Below are 18,836 nucleotides of genomic sequence, written 5' to 3'. Positions count from 1 at the left end.
CCTAATTAGATCATTTAAGTTCTTTTACAAAAATCGGCACATACTGCAGAACACTGTTGATTCTTGTACTTTCCATTAACGAAATCTTTGCTACCTTAATTGCTTTTGGTACCGTATCTAACTCTCTTGCTAAATCAACCGTGTCCTTTTCCAATACGACTTCTCTCCCTAAGGTAATGTGTGGCGTTAAACCTTTTGCCTCCCTGGAAAATCCGCGTTTTTCCAAGGCTGCTTCCAGACGCTCAAATAAATCCTTTAGCGATTGCAGACCTTCAGAAATTCCAATCCAGAGGATTCGCTTATTCCCCCTTGGAAATTCTCCCATGGCACCTAATTTCATATAAAATAAATCCTTTTTTTCTACAGCCTCTTCCATGGCACTTTCTATCCGCTGAATGTCATTTCTGTCTATTTCTCCAATGAATCGCAGGGTTAAGTGAAGATTTTCCCTTCTTGTAAAATTTCCTTTTTTGCTGTTTTTCCGAATAATTCGCTGCTGGTCTATCAGATAATTTCTGATTCCCTCTTCCAACTCTATGGCAATAAATACACGCATGCATCTCATCCTTTTCTAGGTATTTTCATGGTCTTACGATTTAGCTTATCTTATTGTCTTCCTATTCATTAGCATAGCATATTTTTTAATATTCTATAGGCGTAAAGCTATTTTTTCTAATCTAATTCTAATCTTTCCCTAAGAATCTTCTAATCCCTGACGCTTATAATAAAAATATGAACAGCGAAAACCTTTAAATGCTAAATCATCTATTCATAAGAGGTTTTCACAAATTATATACGGAGGGATATGCAATGAGTATTACACTTGAAAAGATCGATTTACTAAGAGAACGGGCACATGTAAGCTACCAGGATGCCAAAGAGGCACTGGAACGATGCAATAATGACATCGTTGAAGCCCTTGTGTATTTGGAACAGGATCACAAGGTAAAACCAGAAAAAAAAGCTTCCTGTGAAAGCAAGTTTTTCAGTAAAGTTAAAACGGTAGTTCAAAAGGGCAATGAAACAAAGTTGGTTATCGCAGGTAAAAAGGATAATTTAATCAATATTCCCCTAACCGCAGCAATCCTCATCACCATTGTAGCTACACCTGTTGTAATCGTAGGCGTTCCCGTGGCATTGCTGACAAACCACAAAATCAGAATTGAAAAAAAAGATGGCCAGGACGTAGAAGTCAATGAAATTCTAGATAAAATGTCCTCTGCAGTCAGCAGTGTGAAAGAGAAGTTTACTTCCGAGGATCACCCTGTAGAAGAAAAACATTAACCTACATACTTTTGTAGGTTTTTTCTTTCATCTAAAGTTTAATCTATATTTTTTATGAAAAAATACGTTATAATGAAGAAAAGAAATCCTTCATCTTGAGGAGGCATTTTTATGGAATCTTATAAAATATTGTTGGTTGAAGATGAGCTGAAAATTGCCCGATTTGTTGAGCTTGAGCTGAAATATGAGGGTTATCTGGTAGAGCAGGCCCATGATGGAAGAACTGGCTTAGAGAAAGCCCTGCAGCCGGATATTGATCTAGTGCTTTTAGATGTGATGCTTCCAGAGTTAAATGGGATGGAGGTCTGCCGCCGCATCCGTCAATCTTCGGAAGTTCCCGTCATCATGCTGACAGCAAAAGATGAGATTACCGATAAGGTTATGGGATTAGATTTAGGTGCGGATGACTATATTACAAAGCCCTTTGCCATTGAAGAGCTTTTAGCACGGATTAGAGTCGCATTAAAAAGGAAACGTACAGTCACGACTTCCACAAAAACACTGTGTTGCGGCAATCTGTTGTTAGATCTGGATAAACATCTTGTTACCTTCAGCGGTGAATCGATTGACCTGACTAAGAGAGAATATGACTTACTTCAATATCTGATAGAAAACCAGAATATTGTCCTAACAAGGGAAAAAATTCTGGAAACCGTATGGGGATATGACTATTTGGGAGATACCAATGTGGTAGATGTCTATATCCGCTACCTGCGCAGCAAAATTGATGAAAAATACAATAAAAAACTGATTCATACCGTACGAGGGGTGGGATATCTTTTAAAAGATGAACCGCAAAAATAAACAAGGATTGTTCATGAAACTGCTATCATGGCTGTGGCTGTTGCTCCAATTTCTTTTAAAAATTATTCCTTTTCTTCTAAGGATTATTTTCTCTCTGGTAGGGAAGTTGCTGAACCCTACCTTTAAAAAACTTAAGAAGCTTTTTCGTTTTTCTATAACCTTTAAAATAACAGTGGTGTATAGTTTCATCTTTGCATTGTTATTGCTTCTTTCCACCGCCATGATCTTGATAGGCTTTCGTTTCTTCCTGTTCCAGCAGGTACGTCAGTCAATGGATATGACCAGTAGAATTGTGGAAGATTATCTCCATCAGAGTCAAGAAATTCCTGAAACTTCTCTAGAAGAATTGGCTCGCCGCAATGGTGCAGTAATCATCATTTTTGATAATCAGAGAGAATCGATATACAGCAGCACCTCCAAAACCCGAATAACTGGATTTTGGGAAGGTCCCTCTTCTCCTTCTCTATTGCGGCTGGAAGCAAGGCAAATCATATTGTCCAACCGCCAGATTCTCTGGAAAGGTCAAACCCTCCATCTACAGGTCTATAAGGACTTGGAAAGAGAAAATAATTATATTGGAATCTTGTTCGTCATATTGCTGATTGCCAATGGCACTGGTATTCTGGTTACCACTCTTATTGGTTCTAGGGTCAGCAGAAGAATGCTCAGTCCTATTGCAAAGATGACAGAAACCGTTAAAGCCATCACCATACAGGATTTAGACATGCGCTTAGATGTAGGCAGCTCTCAGGATGAATTGAAAGATCTGGCAGAAACTTTTAATGAGATGATTGATCGTATCCAATCTTCCTACGAGCAGCAAAACCGATTTGTGTCCGATGCATCCCATGAATTAAGAACACCGATCTCCGTCATACAAGGCTACGCCAGTCTGATGGACCGTTGGGGAAAAAATGACCGGGAGGTTCTGGAGGAGTCTATTAGCGCCATCAAAGGTGAGTCTGAAAATATGAAGGATTTGACTGAAAAACTTCTTTTCTTGGCTAGAAATGATAAAAATCTTTTAAAGCTGGAAAGGGAATCTTTTCTTCTCAACGAACTCATTGAAGAGGTAGCCAAGGAAACTAGGTTGATTGACACTAAGCATCGGATTTCCACAGCCCTAAATGGAGAGATTATACTGAATGCGGATCGCAAACTGTTAAAGCAGGCCTTTCGTATTCTAGTAGATAATAGTGTAAAATACACTCCTGAGAATGGCAGCATTAAAATTATCTCTTATATACGTAAGAAACAGGTCATTTTGGAGGTTGCTGATACCGGTGTAGGTATCCCGAAGGAGGACTTGCCCCAAATCTTTAACCGCTTCTATCGTGCAGACAAATCTAGGGCAAAAGAAAGCGGCGGACATGGTTTGGGATTATCTATCGCTAAGTTGATTATTGACAAGCATGAAGGCAAAATTGAAGTGGAAAGTACACTGCAAGTGGGTACTACTGTGCGTATGATTTTACCTATGCAATAAAGTCAGCCCTTTTGGTGCACATTGTTGACCGCTACAGCCTATCCCTTTTTCATTTATATAAATTTATTTATATCAGAAAAGCCCTCAGTGCATTGGATTTGCGAGGGCTTTTCAATTCTTTTCCCCTATGTTATTCTTGCATCAGCGATTCGAATTCATCCAGGAGATCATTAAATTTTACCAAGGCTTTTTCTACAGGCTCCGGATTAGATAGATCCACCCCTACTGCCTTCAGCATTTCTACAGGATAATCAGAACCGCCGGCTTTTAAGAAGTTCAGATAAGCATCTCTTGCCGGTTTTCCTTCTGTAGCAATCTTATCCGATAGGATAATCCCTGCAGAAAGTCCTGTAGCATATTTATAGACATAGAAATTCCAATAGAAATGTGGAATTCTTGACCACCAAACCTTTGCCAGCTCATCCACCTCAAAATCTTCTCCATAATATTTCTTCATCAGACTGCCCCATGTCTCGTTTAAGAAGGTGGCATTTAATGCTTCTCCTGATTCTACCGCATCATGAATTTCTTTTTCGAATTCAGCATACATAATTTGCGTATAGATAGATCCTCTGATCTGCTCTAAATAGGAATTGATCAGATACATTTTTTCCTGTTTTGTTTCGGCATTTTTGATGAGGTAATCCAGCATCAATGCTTCATTGGTAGTTGAAGCAACTTCTGCTGTAAAAATCGGGTATTCTGCCTTGGCATAGGGTTGATGTTGATTGGAATAATAGGTGTTTAATGCATGCCCCATCTCATGAGCCAGCGTACTTACAGCATCCAGAGTGCCGTTATAATTCAACAGCACATAGGGATGTGTATCGTAGGCACCCCAAGAATAAGCTCCTGAGTATTTATTTTGTGTCTCATAGACATCAATCCACCCAGAAGATAAGCCCTTCTTCAAATCGGAAATATATTCTTCTCCCAGTGCGCTTAGTGCTTCAAGCATCATTTGCTGTCCATCCTCATACTTGATATCAGAAGCTACAGAGGGCACCATGGATACATACATATCATAGAAATGCACCTTATCCCCAATTCCTAGAAGCTTCTTACGTAAGGAAACATATCGATGGAGGGGTTCTAGATTGTTATTAACCGCTTCGATCAAGCTATTGTAAACCTCCGGTTGAATATTATCCGGGGCAAGAGCTGCTTCTAATGCCGAATCATATTTCCTGGCTTTCGCAAAGAAGACATTAGACTTTACTTCCCCCGAGAGGGCTGCTGCAAGTACATTAATGCTTTCCTTAAAGCTTGTAAACTCTGCTTCAAAAGCCTTTTTGCGCATATCCCGGTTTGGGTGCTCCAGCATCCCACTGTAAGTAGCCGGTGACACTTTGACTTTTTTCCCTTCTTCGTCCTCTATTTCACCAATTCTCCGATCTACGTAGCGGAAGGATGTATAAACATTTTCCGGTGCTGCAGCCATTTCTCCCGCAAGGGCTAACAGGGCTTCTTCGGTTTCTGAAAGCCGATGGGCTTTCGTTCGAAGCAGGTTGTCAAAATATAAGCTGTAATCTTTTAATTCTGCCTTTTGCATATAATCTTTCAAGGTATCCTCTGGAAATTTCAGAATTTCAGGTTCTATGAAGGCTGCAGCTGCCTTCAGTTTGGCAGTTATACCATCGGCACGATCCACCATGGCTCCGTATGTATCATTAGCATTGTCTTCATCACTCTTCATGCCCGCATATACAGTCAATTTATCACTAATCCGCAGCATATCCTCTCTAAGTTTGAAGGCAGCTATCAATTGGTCTGTCTGAGCAAGCTTCCCCTTATAGGTATCCATCTTGGGAATCATCTCTTCCAGTTTTTTATAATCCTTCTCCCAATCCCCATCTGTAGGATAAATGTGTTCCAATTTCCATTTATACTGTGAAGCGATCTGATCTCTGCTAGAAATCTCTCCCTGTGATGCAAAGACTGTAAAGCTGGAAAAAAGCATTACAAATAAGAGTGTCCATACCAGGCCTTTCATGCTGCTCACACTCTTTCGCAAAAATAACATCTCTACTTCCCCCTTCACCCACAATGTTTTTAATTTTTAGAAAATTATAGCCCTATTTACAGAAGATGTCAATTTATTTCATATGACACAATTTTATTATATGTCACATTTTCTTCATACAAAAAGAAACAGCCACTCTAATAGAGGGCCGTTTTTTATACTAATAAATTATGCTTTTGTAATCTTTGACCAAGAGTCTTTTAATCCTACAATACGGTTAAATACCAATTTATCCTTGGAGGAACCCTTTGTGTCTACACAGAAGTAGCCTTGACGCAAGAATTGATATCGGCTTCCCGGCACTGCCTCTGCAAGATTTGACTCTACATAGCATGTTGTTAATTTCTCGAGGGAATTTTTATTTAGTTGTTCCTTCCAGTCAGACGCTTCTTCTTCCTTCTTTTGTTCTTCATCTAAAATCAGGTAGTCATATAGGCGCACCTCTGCTTGTAGACCATGAAGCGCAGATACCCAGTGCAGTGTTCCTTTTACCTTTCTGCCGCTGTTCGCACCGCCACTCTTTGTTTCAGAATCATAAGTGCAGCGGAGTTCCAAGATTTCTCCTGTAGCTTCATCTTTAATTACTTCTTCACATTTGATAATATAGGCATGTTTTAATCGTACTTCTTGGCCCGGTGCCAGTCGGAAAAATTTTTTTGGGGGATTCTCCATAAAGTCATCCTGCTCAATGTATAGTTCCCGGGAGAAAGGCAGCTTTCTGGAACCCATTTCCGGACATTCAGGATTATTTTCTGCATCCAGCAGCTCTACTTGACCTTCCGGATAGTTGGTCAGTACAACTTTTAATGGCCTCAGTACTGCCATAACCCTTGGCGCCTTGGCATTTAGGTCCTCTCTTATGCAGTGTTCCAACAGCGCCGCATCTACAATGCTATTACTCTTGGCAACACCAATACGATCGCAAAAATCCCGAATAGCTGCCGGTGTAAAGCCTCTTCTCCTCAAACCTGAAATGGTAGGCATCCTTGGGTCATCCCATCCGTCTACATAGTTTTGTTCTACCAGCTCTCTAAGATAGCGTTTGCTCATGATGGTGTTTGTTAGGTTTAACCGTGCAAATTCGATCTGCCTTGGTCTTGGCTTAATGCCTAGTGTATCGAGGGTCCAGTCATAAAGTGGCCGGTGGTCTTCAAACTCTAAAGTACAAATCGAATGGGTAATGTTTTCAATGGCATCGGACAACGGATGGGCATAGTCATACATTGGATAGATACACCAATCATCCCCTGTACGATGATGGTGGGCACGCATAATCCTGTAAAGTACAGGATCTCTCATATTCATATTTGGTGATGCCATATCTATTTTTGCACGGAGTACTCTGGAACCATCTGGGAATTCGCCTGCACGCATTCCTCTGAATAGAGCTAGATTCTCCTCTATCGAACGATTTCTATAAGGACTCTCTTTTCCTGGTTCTGTTAATGTACCTCTATATTCCCTCATTTCCTGTGCACTTAAATCACAAACATAAGCATTTCCAGATTGAATGAGCTGCATTGCATAATCATATAATCGCTCAAAGTAGTCAGAGGCATAGTAAAGCCTTTCTTCCCAGTCAAAACCAAGCCAGCGGATATCCTCCTGGATCGACTCCACAAACTCTACTTCCTCTTTACTAGGATTGGTATCATCAAAACGCAGGTTGCATAGTCCCCTATTTTCTGCTGCAATACCAAAATTTAAAGCGATAGACTTAGCATGTCCTATGTGTAAATATCCGTTAGGCTCTGGCGGGAAACGGGTATGTACGCGATCATATACATGCTCTTTTAAATCGTCATTAATAATACTTTGAATAAAATTGGTTGAGGGAACAGAAGCGGATTTTCCATTGTCCTCTGCTTGCTCCTCTACTTTATTCTTATTGTGTTCTTCATTTGACAGGCTCATGTCTTTACTCCTCCCCATGTAGAATTTCCTATGATCTATCTATTGAATATTCGATTTCAGCATAAACTTACTATAATAATACACAATGTATACAAGATGCGCAAGTCCTCCGTAAGATTCTTCCTTCATCTAAAATAAAAGACAGACTTTTAAGGATATTTATCCCAGTCTGCCCTTCTGTCGGTAACCCTTGTTACTGTGGTTGATACATTCCTTTACTGTTCATATACATGTAGATATCTTCTCCATGCTGCTGTTCCTCTTTCTGAATATGATTAAGGGTTTGACGAATATTGGTATCTGTAAACTCAAAGATAGCTGTATCATAAGCTCCTGAAACGTATTTCTCTGTCATCAGCAAATCGTTGCAAAGAAAGGCATCTTGTTGGTTGTATCCGCTGCTTTGGGGTTGTCCCTGAGAATTGTTCTGCATGCCGCCGCTCTGGCTTCCTGATTGGTCTTGCTGTTGCCCCTGTTGCTGTCCTTGCTGATTTTGCTGGGTATTTGGCATTTTACCGCTTAAAATGTCATTGATGGTATTCAAGTGCTGCTGTTCCTGAGAAGCATGGTTTTTGAACAGCTGTTTTAACTGGGAGTCTTCGGCCTTCATGGCATAATCTGAATATTTTTGGATACACATCTCTTCATGCTTTTTTTGATCCTGCAACAGCATTGTTTCTTTTTGTGTCAATTTAATCGTCACAGAAAACACCTCCTGTAACTATTTTTGGATTCTCTGCAAAATTCTATACCTGAAGAAATAAAATATGTTTAGATTTATACTTAAATTTAATATAAAGGCACTTCCCTTTCGTAAATGAAACCGGCCTGGTCCTCCAGCTTTACCCGAACGCTCACGTCACCCCGCAGAACATCTTGAATTTCAAGGATACTGTCGTAGGTAATTGATTCTTCCACTATCTCTCCCTGTTGATCCGCTCCCGAAGATCTTCCTTCCTTTATTAAATCCACAGTTTTCACTTTATGATCGTTTACAAAAATTTCTGCTACAGCAGTTTTCAACTTTAGCTGGTCTTTCGTAATCTTTACTTTTTCCCTGAAAAAATATCCCCGGTCTTCTATAAAATTCGTTACCTGGATATTCAGCTGGAGTTTTTTCCCATCAGGGGAAAATGTATGTCCATAAACTTGTATTCGTTCCGCTAGCATACTATAGGGATTAAACTCCGTCAATTCTGCAGAACGAATCCCTTCTTTGCTCTCCGCTACTGCTTCAAATATATAGCTGCCTTGAAGCGGTAAGGTTAAATCCATTTGATAGACAAGGTCTGTCTCATCCTCAATCGGATACTTCTCCCATACTACTTCAGCCTTCGTATCCTGGAGGATTCTCTTCCCTACTCGCAAGAACACCTTCTCTTCCTTTTGCAGATGATTAAACTGCCAAAACACTCTGACTTCCATTTGTTTTAAATCCTCAGATATACTCATCAGCTCTGCATTAGCCGTCCTGATCCACTGGTTTTCAAGCTTCCAGCTGTTCATGGTGCCAGATACCGAAGAACTTATGTTACTTATGGTATTTCTAAGGTTGTCGTACTGATTCATTTGATGATCCATCCGGTTTGACAGTTCCTTCATTAGACTTAACTGATAAAAATTTAATCCTATTAGCACAATCCCTAAACCCAGAATTCCTTTTGTCGTACGCGTCATCGTTTTTTCCTTTCTTAAAGCGGCGTATTTAAAATATTTTCCACCTTTAATTTTATAGTATTCCTGCTTATACTTCCATACGTAAATAGGACGGTTTTCCCGCCTATTTGTTCCCATTTTACCAGTCATTTCTCTATGCATCTTTAAAATTCAATATAAAAACTTTCTATCGTTGTTGCTCCAATTATTGAATTTTTCTCTATTTATTTACAGATACTATATGCAGTGTTACAATAAAAAACGTAAGAAAAAATTTATCTTACTCTATTAGCTCAGCTGGCTAGAGCACCTGACTCTTAATCAGGGGGTCCAGGGTTCGAATCCCTGATGGAGTACCATAACGTAGAAAACGTGTATTTCAGCCAATTTGAAATGCACGTTTTTTCTTTACTTTGAAATTCTGACAATAGGATTTTTGATGTTTTTTTGTAATCACAACGTCCGATTGGACGTTATTGAAACACACGTTTACCTGTCATTCTTGAAGTTGGGCTTTATTCCTACAAAATAATTGAAGCCGGGGTTTCCCCCAGCCTCAATTACTGCTACCGACGACAACCAAAGAATACAAATAGCACAACGATAATGATAATGATCAGCACGAAACCATTATCACCATCAACTCCACCAACTCCTAATAATAATAGTAAAATGACTATTATCAAAAGGAACATCCAGTCAAAGTTCTTACGACAGTGATATGGTGGTGGATAGTAGCTTTGTTTGAAATAGCTATTCATATAGACACCTCTTTTCATAGGATGTCCCAAGCCCCTCTGGCACTACAATAATATGCTAGTCCATAGAAAAGGTGTATCATTATATTTATAATATTAAAAAAGATCAAATGGTAATAAACACCAGATGATCTTCTTGGATTGTTACTTATTTGTTTTTTTGATTTCATTTACTATTTCAATAGCTTGTTCTACTATGCTTTCAATATTACCAGGATCGATATTCTTTTGTTCGTCTAGATCTTTTAATTTATTTGTTATATTTTCAATTGTATCCGTATCAACTTTTCCTTTAGAATTTTTTATAGCATCTACTACATTGGGGTCTTTTTTCAGTTCATTTGCTATTTCAATAGCTTGTTTTATTATATCTGCAAAGTTACTAGGATTTATATCTCTATCGGACATTATGGGCTGACCTCCTTTATTTCTAGTTTTATTTAATGTATTTATTATTGGGCGCCTATCAGAATTACTCTTTTCTGTCTTAAGCATTCCTAATATATTGAGTATCTTTCCAATGTCCAAGTTGTATTTATTTATAAAATCTTTTGTATTCAAGATTCCTCCTTTAGAAAATATCCCTATCAAAAAAACTGTTACAGCCACTAAGTGTTCTAATGTCACATGAATACTAATTGTATTATAGGAATTAGCTGGATAATTTTGCTTTTGAGTAAATTCTCTAGATCTATTATAAGGATTTTCTATAGGTCTAAAATAAGGACTTTCTATTTCAACATTATTGCAGCGTGGGGTTACCTGTATAGTACTTATCATTTTCTCTCCTCCCTTCAATGAATTTGTTAGTAAATACTTTGGACTCCTGCGAAAGTTTAAGTTTAATTGGAAGCTGGGGTTTCCCCCTAGCTTCCATTACCACTACCAACAATAACCAAAGAATACAAATAACACAACGATAATGATAATGATCAGCACGAAATTATTGTCACCATCAAATCCACCAATTCCTAATAATAATAGTAAAATGACTACTATCAAAAGGAACATCCAGTCAAAGTTCTTACCACAGTAATATGGTGGATAGTGTTTTGCTCTCATTTGGTTATACATATAGGCACCTCCCCTTTTAAATGTTCAGGGGGCTTGGGCACTACAATAATATGCTAGTCCATAGAAAAGGTGCATTATAATGAATTAAATATCCTCTCTATTATTAGCTTACCAAGATAGGGCACCTGAGTCTTAATCAGGGGCTCCAGGGCTCGAATCCCTGATGGAGTACCAACAAAAATAAAAACCACATGGCTGCCATGTGGTTTTTTTATTAATCTTATACGACACCAATCCCTGCCTCTTGGAAGGTAATCATTTTTTCACTCATAAAGGCGGCTGCCTCAATAATATTAAAGGCTAAAGCTGCGCCGGTTCCTTCGCCTAACCGCATATCAAGATTTAGCATCGGTTCAAAGCTCATAAAAGCAGATGCTTTGGCAGCTCCCTTTTCCTCGGATGCATGTGAACAAATCAGATAATCCCGCACCTTCGGCTCAATGGCTACTGCAATAATAGCTGCTGCTGTTGATATATACCCATCTACTACCACCGGAACACGATTTGCTGCTCCTGCCAGCATAACCCCAGCCATTCCTGCAATATCTAATCCTCCAATTTTAGCAAGTACATCAATGCCATCGTTTTTGTCAGGCTTGTTGATCTCTATGGCTCTATGGATAACAGCAATTTTGTTGTCCAGCTGCTGCTTTGGCAGGTTTGCACCCACCCCGGTGATTTCTTCAGGATCTGTTCCGCTCATCACAGCCAGGATCGCTGTACTGGGTGTTGTATTGCCAATCCCCATCTCACCCGTGCCTAATAGATTTCTACCATTCTTGATTTCCTGTTCCGCGATCTCAATCCCAACTTCAATGGCCTTTATCGCTTCTTCTCTGCTCATAGCAGGGCCCTTAGCAATATTACCGGTACCGTGGCGAATCTTTTTATGTAGGATCTTCGAATCTTCAAGATCTCCTGCTACACCGATATCCACCGTAATTACCTGTGCTCTCGCTTGAGCCGCTAAAGCACACACACCACTGACCCCATTAGCTATATAGCCAGTCATTAGTTTGGTAACCGCCTGCGGTGCTGCAGAAATGCCTTCTTCACATACACCATTATCTGCAGCCATAACAATGATCGCCTTGCTGTCCAGCTTTGGATGCAGTTTTCCTGTGATCCCAGACAATTGCACCGCGATATCCTCCAGTTTGCCAAGGCTTTTCTGCGGTTTAATCAAATGATCAATTCTGTTTCGTGCCTCCTCCATAGCCTGCTGATTAAGTCCTTGGATTTTTTCCAAGGTTTGATTTAGCTTTTCCATTATATATCCCCCTTTTTTATACAAATAAAAAAAACCACACCAATAAAAGGCGTGGATTTTCCATCATCCTCACCAAAGCCGACTTTACACACGAATCGACCGGTTCATTTTAGGCAGGTCTCCTGACTTAAGATCATCGTCTTATGCCGCCTTCCCTCTTTACGAGGTGACATACTGGCACTTACTCCCTCTTTACAGTGGCGGGCCCGTTCGGGACTTGCACCCGATTCCCTATTCTCCCAGCTTTCTGGGCACCTAAAGGCTTTTCCTATTCATTTATCAATATTATTATATGAATAATTTTCAGAATCGTCAATAGAAATTAGCGCTCTTGATTCATCTCTTCTAAAACCCGGATCATACGGAAGAGCATATCATTCACCGGGGTCTTTACCCCATGCTTTTTCCCTAGGTTCATTACCGTCCCTGCCAGCATTTCCACTTCAGTCTTCCTGCCTGCTTCCACATCTTGGAGCATGGAGGTCTTTCCTTCAGGCGCCAAAGTATTTAATATTTTAAAGAACTCTTCCATATCTTCCGGCTTCAGATTCACCCCCTCTTTTTGAGACAAAATCAAGACTTCCTCCATGGCCATCTTCATTAATTCTCTAGCATCCTCCATCTCATGAAAAACACCATAGGGTGCCTTTAAAACCGCAGAGACCTGGTTAACCCCTACATTGAGGGCATATTTCCACCATAAGGTCCGCAGCATATCTTCGGGGATATGGTAGGGGATACCTGCTTGGTCGAATAATTCTTTTACTACTTCTACTCTGGAAGACAGTGTAGCATTTTGCTTTTCCCCAAAGTTTATCTTGCCGATATTTGTATAGGAGATGACAGACCCTTCCCGTACCGCGTCAATACCCACACAGCTGCCGTAAAGCATTTTCTCCATGCCATAAACACTGCCCAGAATTTCCTCACTGCTAATGCCATTTAACAATGATAAAATCATCGTATCCTTTTCCACATAATTTCGGATATCTTCGATTACCTGAGGCAGGTCATGAAATTTTACAGCTACAATTATCATATCTACAGGCATGCCCTTTTCTTCCGGCTGTACATAATTAAAATCATAGGGTTTCCCATTAATTGTAAAACCGGTACGCCGGTATCTCTCTGCACGCTCCTGATTGGCAATAAATTTTACAGACTGTGGATTTATATCGTACAGTTTACTTGCATAAGCGGCACCAATGGCACCTAATCCGGCTACGGCTATGGTCTCAATTTTTTTCATTGTCTATTAACCTCCTTTAAGGTCTTCTTCAAGGTTTCCATATGTATCCCCCTTTTTCCTTTTTTATTATATAGTTGTATCATGAATCTTTTTATCTATGTTATTTCCTTTTCTTTTCGCTTATCGCTGTACATATTTTTATCTGCTAATTGAATTAGCTCCTCTATATTCACTTCATTGGATTCTCTCGTTGCAAACCCGAAAGCGGACTCCACCGCAATAGGATTATTTTCAACAATGGATATGGGGTTATTGGCATTTATCCGCTTGATCTCTTCGATAATCTGTTCCACATCACGTTCCTCCATCGCTGTCAAAAGAATCAGGAATTCATCTCCCCCCATCCGGATGATTACACTGTCGGCGGGACAAACAGCCCTTATTGAGTCTGCAAAAGTCTTCAGCAATTCGTCCCCAACATGGTGCCCATACTGATCATTAACAACTTTTAAATTATTGATATCACAGATGATAGCCGTCTGCGGATACCCTTGTTGGTCCATCTGTTCCTTAATTTTTCTTTTAAAATAATTGCGATTATGGAGTTCCGTTAGTGCATCGGTATATAAAAACTGCTCCCTCTGTCTCAGCAGTTCTGTTTCTGTTTTCTCTTTTATCAAGTCATTGATCAACTTAATTACATAGAGAATTATAGCAATAAGCAATATAACCAGTCCTATGATCAGCGCAACCAGCTTTTTATAGGATTCCTGGTCATACCGGTGAGGCACCTCTCTATATCCTTCTTTGAATAATGCATCTATATCCAGTAACGGAATAGCCTTGTCGATAATACCGGCCAGTTCTGGTTGTCTCTGGGCAATACCATAATATAAATAAGAATCTGTACTGGTAACGCCTTTTTCTGTCAGGTCATATAAGCGCAAGTCTTCTATATAGTACCGTGCAACTGTAGGATTTTCAATGAGATAATCCGCCTTTTTACTATGAACAAGCTTTAAGGATTCCTGGATATTATTGGTTTCAATAATTTTTACATTTGTAAGGTTTTTTATCAAATGCTCTCCATGCCAGAACCCTTTTATAACCGCAACTGTTTTTCCTTCTAATCCATATACATCCAGCGCATCCTCGCTTTCCTTTCTTCCGATAATCACATCTCTTTCCGTACTGTAAGGCCTAGGGAAATGGAAACGCTTTATTCGCTCTTCCGTTCTGGCAATGTTGAGCAGGTCTATCTCATCTTTTTCTAGCAGTTCATACAAAATATCAAAGTCTTCATATTTTCCAATAAACTGGATTCCGGTAATTCTGGAAATTTCTTTGATAATCTGCCCGCTAATCCCCATATACTGGCCATTTTTATAATAATCAAAGGGCAAATAATCCTTAGTAACGCCGTAAATTGCTACACCATCCTTGCTTAACCATTCTCTTTCTGACTCCGTTAGATTCATGATTTTTTTATAGTAACCTACCTCTGCCTGTTGAATTAGCTTAGGCAATACAGTATTGCTCATTTGAGCAATTTTTTTATCCAACATCCTTGCCAAAATTTCATCTTCTTTTCTGGTAGAAAGGGTCATATCCGAGGTAATGGTACGAATAGATGCAACTTGTCTTAAATCTGGATAGTTATATATAAACTCATTGATTACAGCGCCGCCGGTTATGATAAAAGCGTCTATCTGATCCTCTAACAATGCCTGTATTCCTTCCTCTTGATCAGAGAATCTTCTTTGGTTATATTTGATATTTTTATATTTTTCAGGCAATAAGTCTATAGCCGCATCCCCATCAATAAATCCTACAATCCTATTATCAATATCCCCAAGGGTATGAATACTGCCATTTACCTTCGCTACGACGGCATATGGATATTGATGCACCGGTCGGGTAAAAGACATCATTTTCTTCCTATCAGGGGTTTCATTGGCGCCACAGAGAATATCTATAGAGCCATTTTGCAATCCCTGATAGATCTGAGACCAGTTTTGATCAGCCTCTATTCTTATCTGCAGCCCCAACTCTTCCTCAAGGGACTTTTTCAACTCCAACAGATATCCCTTATCCTCTCCATTGTACTGATAGTAGTCCGTTCCTGAGTAGGGTACCACTCCCATAATCAATGTACGGCCCTTATTTTCTAAAAGCCATTCTTTTTCTTGTTCCGTCAAGTTTATCGAATGGGTAGGATCCCATTTTTGCGCATTGCCATTAATAAAAGACGTGCAAAAAAATATACATACAATTATAAAAAGGTGTTTTATTCTGTTCATAGAGTCATCTCCCCTCTTGGTGGGTATTGCTCATTTCAATTATTTACAGCACTACATCTATTTATATTTTTTGTATAATATCCATAATTTCAACAATGTATATTATTTATCATAATATATTCATACTATTTTTACAATCTAAGCCTTTCTCTTTACGTTACAAGATGCCTTCCTGAAAACGATCAAAAATAAAACAGCCAAAGTTGAATTGACTGTTTTATTTATTCATCCTCTAATATTTATTTTTCATGAATCCACTCAAGGGTATGTTGGGTATTTTTTACTTTTGTAATATATTCTCTCGTCTCTTGAAAAGTAATCGCCGTAGGAAAATCTGTCTTTGATTTTCCTACCTTGCTTTCACTCCAACGTCTTACATTCCCTGGCCCTCCATTGTAAGCGGCCAGAGCTTTGTCTTCATCATCTCCAAACATGTTTAGCATAGACCTCAGGTAGTACGCACCAAAACGAATATTTACTTCTGGCTTTAGCAGATCTCCATCTTCAAAGGGTACCTTTAACCGTGCTGCAATATCCTTTCCAGTGGCAGGCATAACCTGCATCAATCCTACCGCCCCCACAGGAGAATATACATCTGCACGATAATGGCTTTCCTCTCGCATCACTGCCCAAATCATATTCGGGTCAAGATTAAATTCCTTTGCTGCTTTTTGTACTTCTTCTTCATAGGGTCTCTGATAGGCCAACTCATAAGCCCGCTTGCTTGGCTGCTCCCGCAGGGCTCTAATCCCCCAAAGTACCGCTTGATAATACTTTTCCTGTTCTAAATACCAATCCCCTAGTGCTAACTTATCGGAGTTATCTGCAAATCTTTCACCAATTATCAACTCTATATCTGCCAGTTTCCCTCTGCCACTCTCCCGGTAGATCTCTACCCGATCAATAAACACTGGTCTTTCATAGGAGACTACCGGTACAATCTCCCATTCTGCCTTCTTATTCAACCGTGCGGCCCAAGCTGGGCGCTTTTTCAAGAAGGATAGCAATTCTTCTGTTTCTTGTTTTCCCATTCGCTGCATGAGTATATAGGCACGATAGGCAGCATCATCTTGGTGTATATCCTCCTCTTTTGCAAGGCTCAGATAAATTTCCAATGCTTTTTCTCTCTTGCCCAGCTCTTCCCAAAGTCGGGCGCCCTTCCATCGGGAAATATTTTCACTGCTGCTGCTGAATACTGCTGCTGCAGTCTCTAATGCGCCATCCTTCTCCAGCAATAATCCTAAACGGTAGGCACCCCGGGCATCCAATGATTGATATACCTTTTTCGCCTGTTCCGTTTGCCCCGTTCCTTCCAAGGCTCGCCCATACCACCACTGCAGCTCCTGATCCCACAGGTTTGAAACCATTAAGGGTTCTAATGCCAGTAATGTATCTTTATAAAGACCTAATTCTCCTAGAGCCTTTGCATATTGCTTCTGCAACAGCACCTTTACTTGGACCTCTTCTGTTTGCTCCAAATAAGGCTTTATAAATTCTGCTGCTCTTTTCCACTGTTTACGCTCCAATAACCATTCTCCTAATGCAATTGGTTGGATTTCCAGGTTTAGCAGAGCTAGGCAGGCTTCTTCGTCAGGAATCAACAACTTATATTGCGCTACAGCTTCTTCCTTTCTTCCTTGTTCAACGAGAGCTGCAGCTAATTTGTAACGTACTTCTTTTGTATCGTATAACTCCAATGCCTGTCGATAATAGCTGGTAGGATCCTTCCTCAATGTTGAAATCCTCTCCGCCAATAAAATATTGGCCTGATATCCTACCGCGTCTTTTCTATTGGTTAGTGCTTTCAGTCCTTCTATAGATTCTTGATTTTTCTCTTGCTCCAGCGCTTCCAATAATAGAACTTCTTTTAAAAGATCGTCCTCCTGAGAGTTGCTCCCATCCGCTTGAACAACCCGTTCCTTTTCTCCATTGATATGGGGCAGCAAAATTGAGAAACTGATCCATGCAACTATACCCAATACGAAAACACCTATCAACAAAGGAAACGAAATAAACGACTTTTTTTTCATCATTTTATAATTCCTTTCTATTTGATTGCTTGTGATATCCTTTAAAAAATAAAAACTTCTTAGGTATAAATATATGCATACATCAGTATATATACCTATTCTTTCTTAGGGCAAAAACAAAAGAGCAGAGACTGCTGCTCTGCCGCTTCATATTCCTAGCCACAGACTTATCACCAACCACCAGGCAATAAGGGTCCATATAAAAGAAATACTGTTTAATAGGATTCCCAATAGATCCACTGGGTTTTTCTTTTTTTGCCAACCACTGATCGATATTCCTGCGCCTATCAAATAAAGGGGTGTCAAGTAGAAAAAAGTGTATAGAGGTGAGAGCATTGGAATTCCGATCAATCCAATAATAACAGAGACCCATGCTAAATGGTTTTTTTCTTTTTTACGGCTACGTCTTGTTCTGTATCTCCCATCGGTTAAAAATTCATCCATTGATTCAACCCCTTTTGCAAGGCTAGCAAGTCATGCTTACTTTCATTATACCAAACTTTTTAGTCAGTGGCATCTAAATCAATATGGCAGTATCCCCCAGGATTTTTTTCCAGATACCTCTGGTGATATTCTTCTGCAGGATAAAAGCATCTCAAAGCTTCTATCTCTGTTACAATAGGTATTGGATATCGCTTTTCCTGCTCGGCTTTCGTTTTAAAGATAATTTCCAAATCTTCTTTATCCTTGTAATAGATCCCTGTACGATACTGCGCTCCTATATCTGGTCCTTGTCTATTTAAAACAGTAGGGTCGATAATCTTCCAAAAATGGTTTAAAAGCTTCTCTAAACTAATCACAATTTCATCGTATCGTACATAGCAGGCTTCCGTGTGTCCTGTTTCAGCAGTACAAACCTGTTGGTAGGTGGGATTCTCTATGTGTCCATTGGCATAGCCAACTTTTGTTTCTACTACACCCTCAAGTCTGGACAGGTAGGCTTCTACACCCCAAAAACATCCTCCAGCCAGTATAATCTCTTTCATGAATAAAGCTCCTTTCAAAATCATCACAGTAGTTTATTTTGATCAATGCGTCTACTATTCAA

The 18,836-nt window shown here is 39.6% G+C and carries 16 protein-coding genes, 1 tRNA gene and 1 riboswitch; of the genes, 4 read left to right on the top strand and 13 right to left on the bottom strand.

Annotated elements, in window-relative coordinates:
• Positions 1 to 10: 10 nt before the first annotated feature.
• A complete protein-coding gene (gene thpR, locus Gferi_RS15320; RefSeq protein WP_069977971.1) occupies positions 11 to 556 on the bottom strand; it encodes an RNA 2',3'-cyclic phosphodiesterase in 546 nt (181 codons plus the stop codon).
• A gap of 254 nt (positions 557 to 810) precedes the next feature.
• Here thpR and Gferi_RS15315 point away from each other — a divergent pair, with 254 nt between their 5' ends.
• The 3 genes from Gferi_RS15315 to Gferi_RS15305 all read left to right on the top strand — a co-directional run bounded on the left by Gferi_RS15315 (position 811) and on the right by Gferi_RS15305 (position 3,574).
• Positions 811 to 1,284: a DUF4342 domain-containing protein gene (locus tag Gferi_RS15315; protein WP_069977969.1), complete on the top strand. Its 474-nt coding sequence runs from the start codon at positions 811 to 813 to the stop codon at positions 1,282 to 1,284.
• A gap of 111 nt (positions 1,285 to 1,395) precedes the next feature.
• The gene (locus tag Gferi_RS15310) at positions 1,396 to 2,088 is read left to right on the top strand and encodes a response regulator transcription factor (protein WP_069977967.1); all 693 of its coding nucleotides are present in this window, start codon (positions 1,396 to 1,398) and stop codon (positions 2,086 to 2,088) included.
• Positions 2,089 to 2,101: 13 nt separating this feature from the next.
• Complete coding sequence (locus Gferi_RS15305) at positions 2,102 to 3,574, top strand: sensor histidine kinase (protein WP_069981461.1); 1,473 nt, start codon at positions 2,102 to 2,104, stop codon at positions 3,572 to 3,574.
• A 130-nt stretch (positions 3,575 to 3,704) separates the two neighbouring features.
• Here Gferi_RS15305 and pepF read toward each other — a convergent pair whose 3' ends face one another.
• The 4 genes from pepF to Gferi_RS15285 form a co-directional block, all read right to left on the bottom strand.
• Entirely contained in the window at positions 3,705 to 5,597 is a 1,893-nt protein-coding gene (pepF, locus tag Gferi_RS15300; protein ID WP_236932607.1) for an oligoendopeptidase F, read from the bottom strand.
• A gap of 168 nt (positions 5,598 to 5,765) precedes the next feature.
• The gene (locus Gferi_RS15295; protein WP_083273588.1) at positions 5,766 to 7,511 is read right to left on the bottom strand and encodes a glutamine--tRNA ligase/YqeY domain fusion protein; all 1,746 of its coding nucleotides are present in this window, start codon (positions 7,509 to 7,511) and stop codon (positions 5,766 to 5,768) included.
• A 193-nt stretch (positions 7,512 to 7,704) separates the two neighbouring features.
• A complete protein-coding gene (locus Gferi_RS15290) occupies positions 7,705 to 8,214 on the bottom strand; it encodes a spore coat protein (RefSeq protein WP_069977966.1) in 510 nt (169 codons plus the stop codon).
• An 86-nt stretch (positions 8,215 to 8,300) separates the two neighbouring features.
• A complete protein-coding gene (locus Gferi_RS15285) occupies positions 8,301 to 9,317 on the bottom strand; it encodes a hypothetical protein (RefSeq protein WP_069977964.1) in 1,017 nt (338 codons plus the stop codon).
• Between the two features lie 132 nt (positions 9,318 to 9,449).
• Here Gferi_RS15285 and Gferi_RS15280 point away from each other — a divergent pair.
• Positions 9,450 to 9,526 (top strand) — tRNA-Lys (locus Gferi_RS15280).
• 543 nt (positions 9,527 to 10,069) lie between these two features.
• Here the strand turns inward: Gferi_RS15280 and Gferi_RS15270 are convergent.
• From Gferi_RS15270 to msrA, 8 genes are all read right to left on the bottom strand, one after another.
• Positions 10,070 to 10,705, bottom strand: a complete 636-nt coding sequence (locus Gferi_RS15270) for a hypothetical protein (RefSeq protein ID WP_069977961.1) — start codon at positions 10,703 to 10,705, stop codon at positions 10,070 to 10,072.
• Between the two features lie 102 nt (positions 10,706 to 10,807).
• A complete protein-coding gene (locus tag Gferi_RS15265; RefSeq protein WP_069977959.1) occupies positions 10,808 to 10,999 on the bottom strand; it encodes a hypothetical protein in 192 nt (63 codons plus the stop codon).
• Between the two features lie 220 nt (positions 11,000 to 11,219).
• Positions 11,220 to 12,269, bottom strand: coding sequence for a nicotinate-nucleotide--dimethylbenzimidazole phosphoribosyltransferase (gene cobT / locus Gferi_RS15260; protein WP_069977957.1), 1,050 nt, complete (start codon positions 12,267 to 12,269; stop codon positions 11,220 to 11,222).
• A gap of 95 nt (positions 12,270 to 12,364) precedes the next feature.
• Positions 12,365 to 12,543: riboswitch (cobalamin riboswitch) on the bottom strand.
• Positions 12,544 to 12,591: 48 nt separating this feature from the next.
• Complete coding sequence (locus Gferi_RS15255; RefSeq protein ID WP_069977955.1) at positions 12,592 to 13,518, bottom strand: ketopantoate reductase family protein; 927 nt, start codon at positions 13,516 to 13,518, stop codon at positions 12,592 to 12,594.
• Positions 13,519 to 13,613: 95 nt separating this feature from the next.
• Entirely contained in the window at positions 13,614 to 15,758 is a 2,145-nt protein-coding gene (locus tag Gferi_RS15250; RefSeq protein ID WP_069977952.1) for a transporter substrate-binding domain-containing diguanylate cyclase, read from the bottom strand.
• 239 nt (positions 15,759 to 15,997) lie between these two features.
• The gene (locus tag Gferi_RS15245; RefSeq protein WP_083273587.1) at positions 15,998 to 17,791 is read right to left on the bottom strand and encodes a lytic transglycosylase domain-containing protein; all 1,794 of its coding nucleotides are present in this window, start codon (positions 17,789 to 17,791) and stop codon (positions 15,998 to 16,000) included.
• A 144-nt stretch (positions 17,792 to 17,935) separates the two neighbouring features.
• Positions 17,936 to 18,232: a hypothetical protein gene (locus tag Gferi_RS15240; RefSeq protein WP_069977950.1), complete on the bottom strand. Its 297-nt coding sequence runs from the start codon at positions 18,230 to 18,232 to the stop codon at positions 17,936 to 17,938.
• Positions 18,233 to 18,291: 59 nt separating this feature from the next.
• On the bottom strand, positions 18,292 to 18,774 hold the full coding sequence (msrA, locus tag Gferi_RS15235; RefSeq protein ID WP_069977948.1) for a peptide-methionine (S)-S-oxide reductase MsrA: 483 nt from the start codon (positions 18,772 to 18,774) through the stop codon (positions 18,292 to 18,294).
• Positions 18,775 to 18,836: the final 62 nt, after the last annotated feature.

The sequence above is a fragment of the Geosporobacter ferrireducens genome (assembly GCF_001750685.1).
GTDB lineage: Bacteria > Bacillota > Clostridia > Peptostreptococcales > Thermotaleaceae > Geosporobacter > Geosporobacter ferrireducens.
The sequence above is the reverse complement of the archived record's forward strand: the minus strand, read 5'-3'. Positions and strand labels throughout refer to the sequence as shown.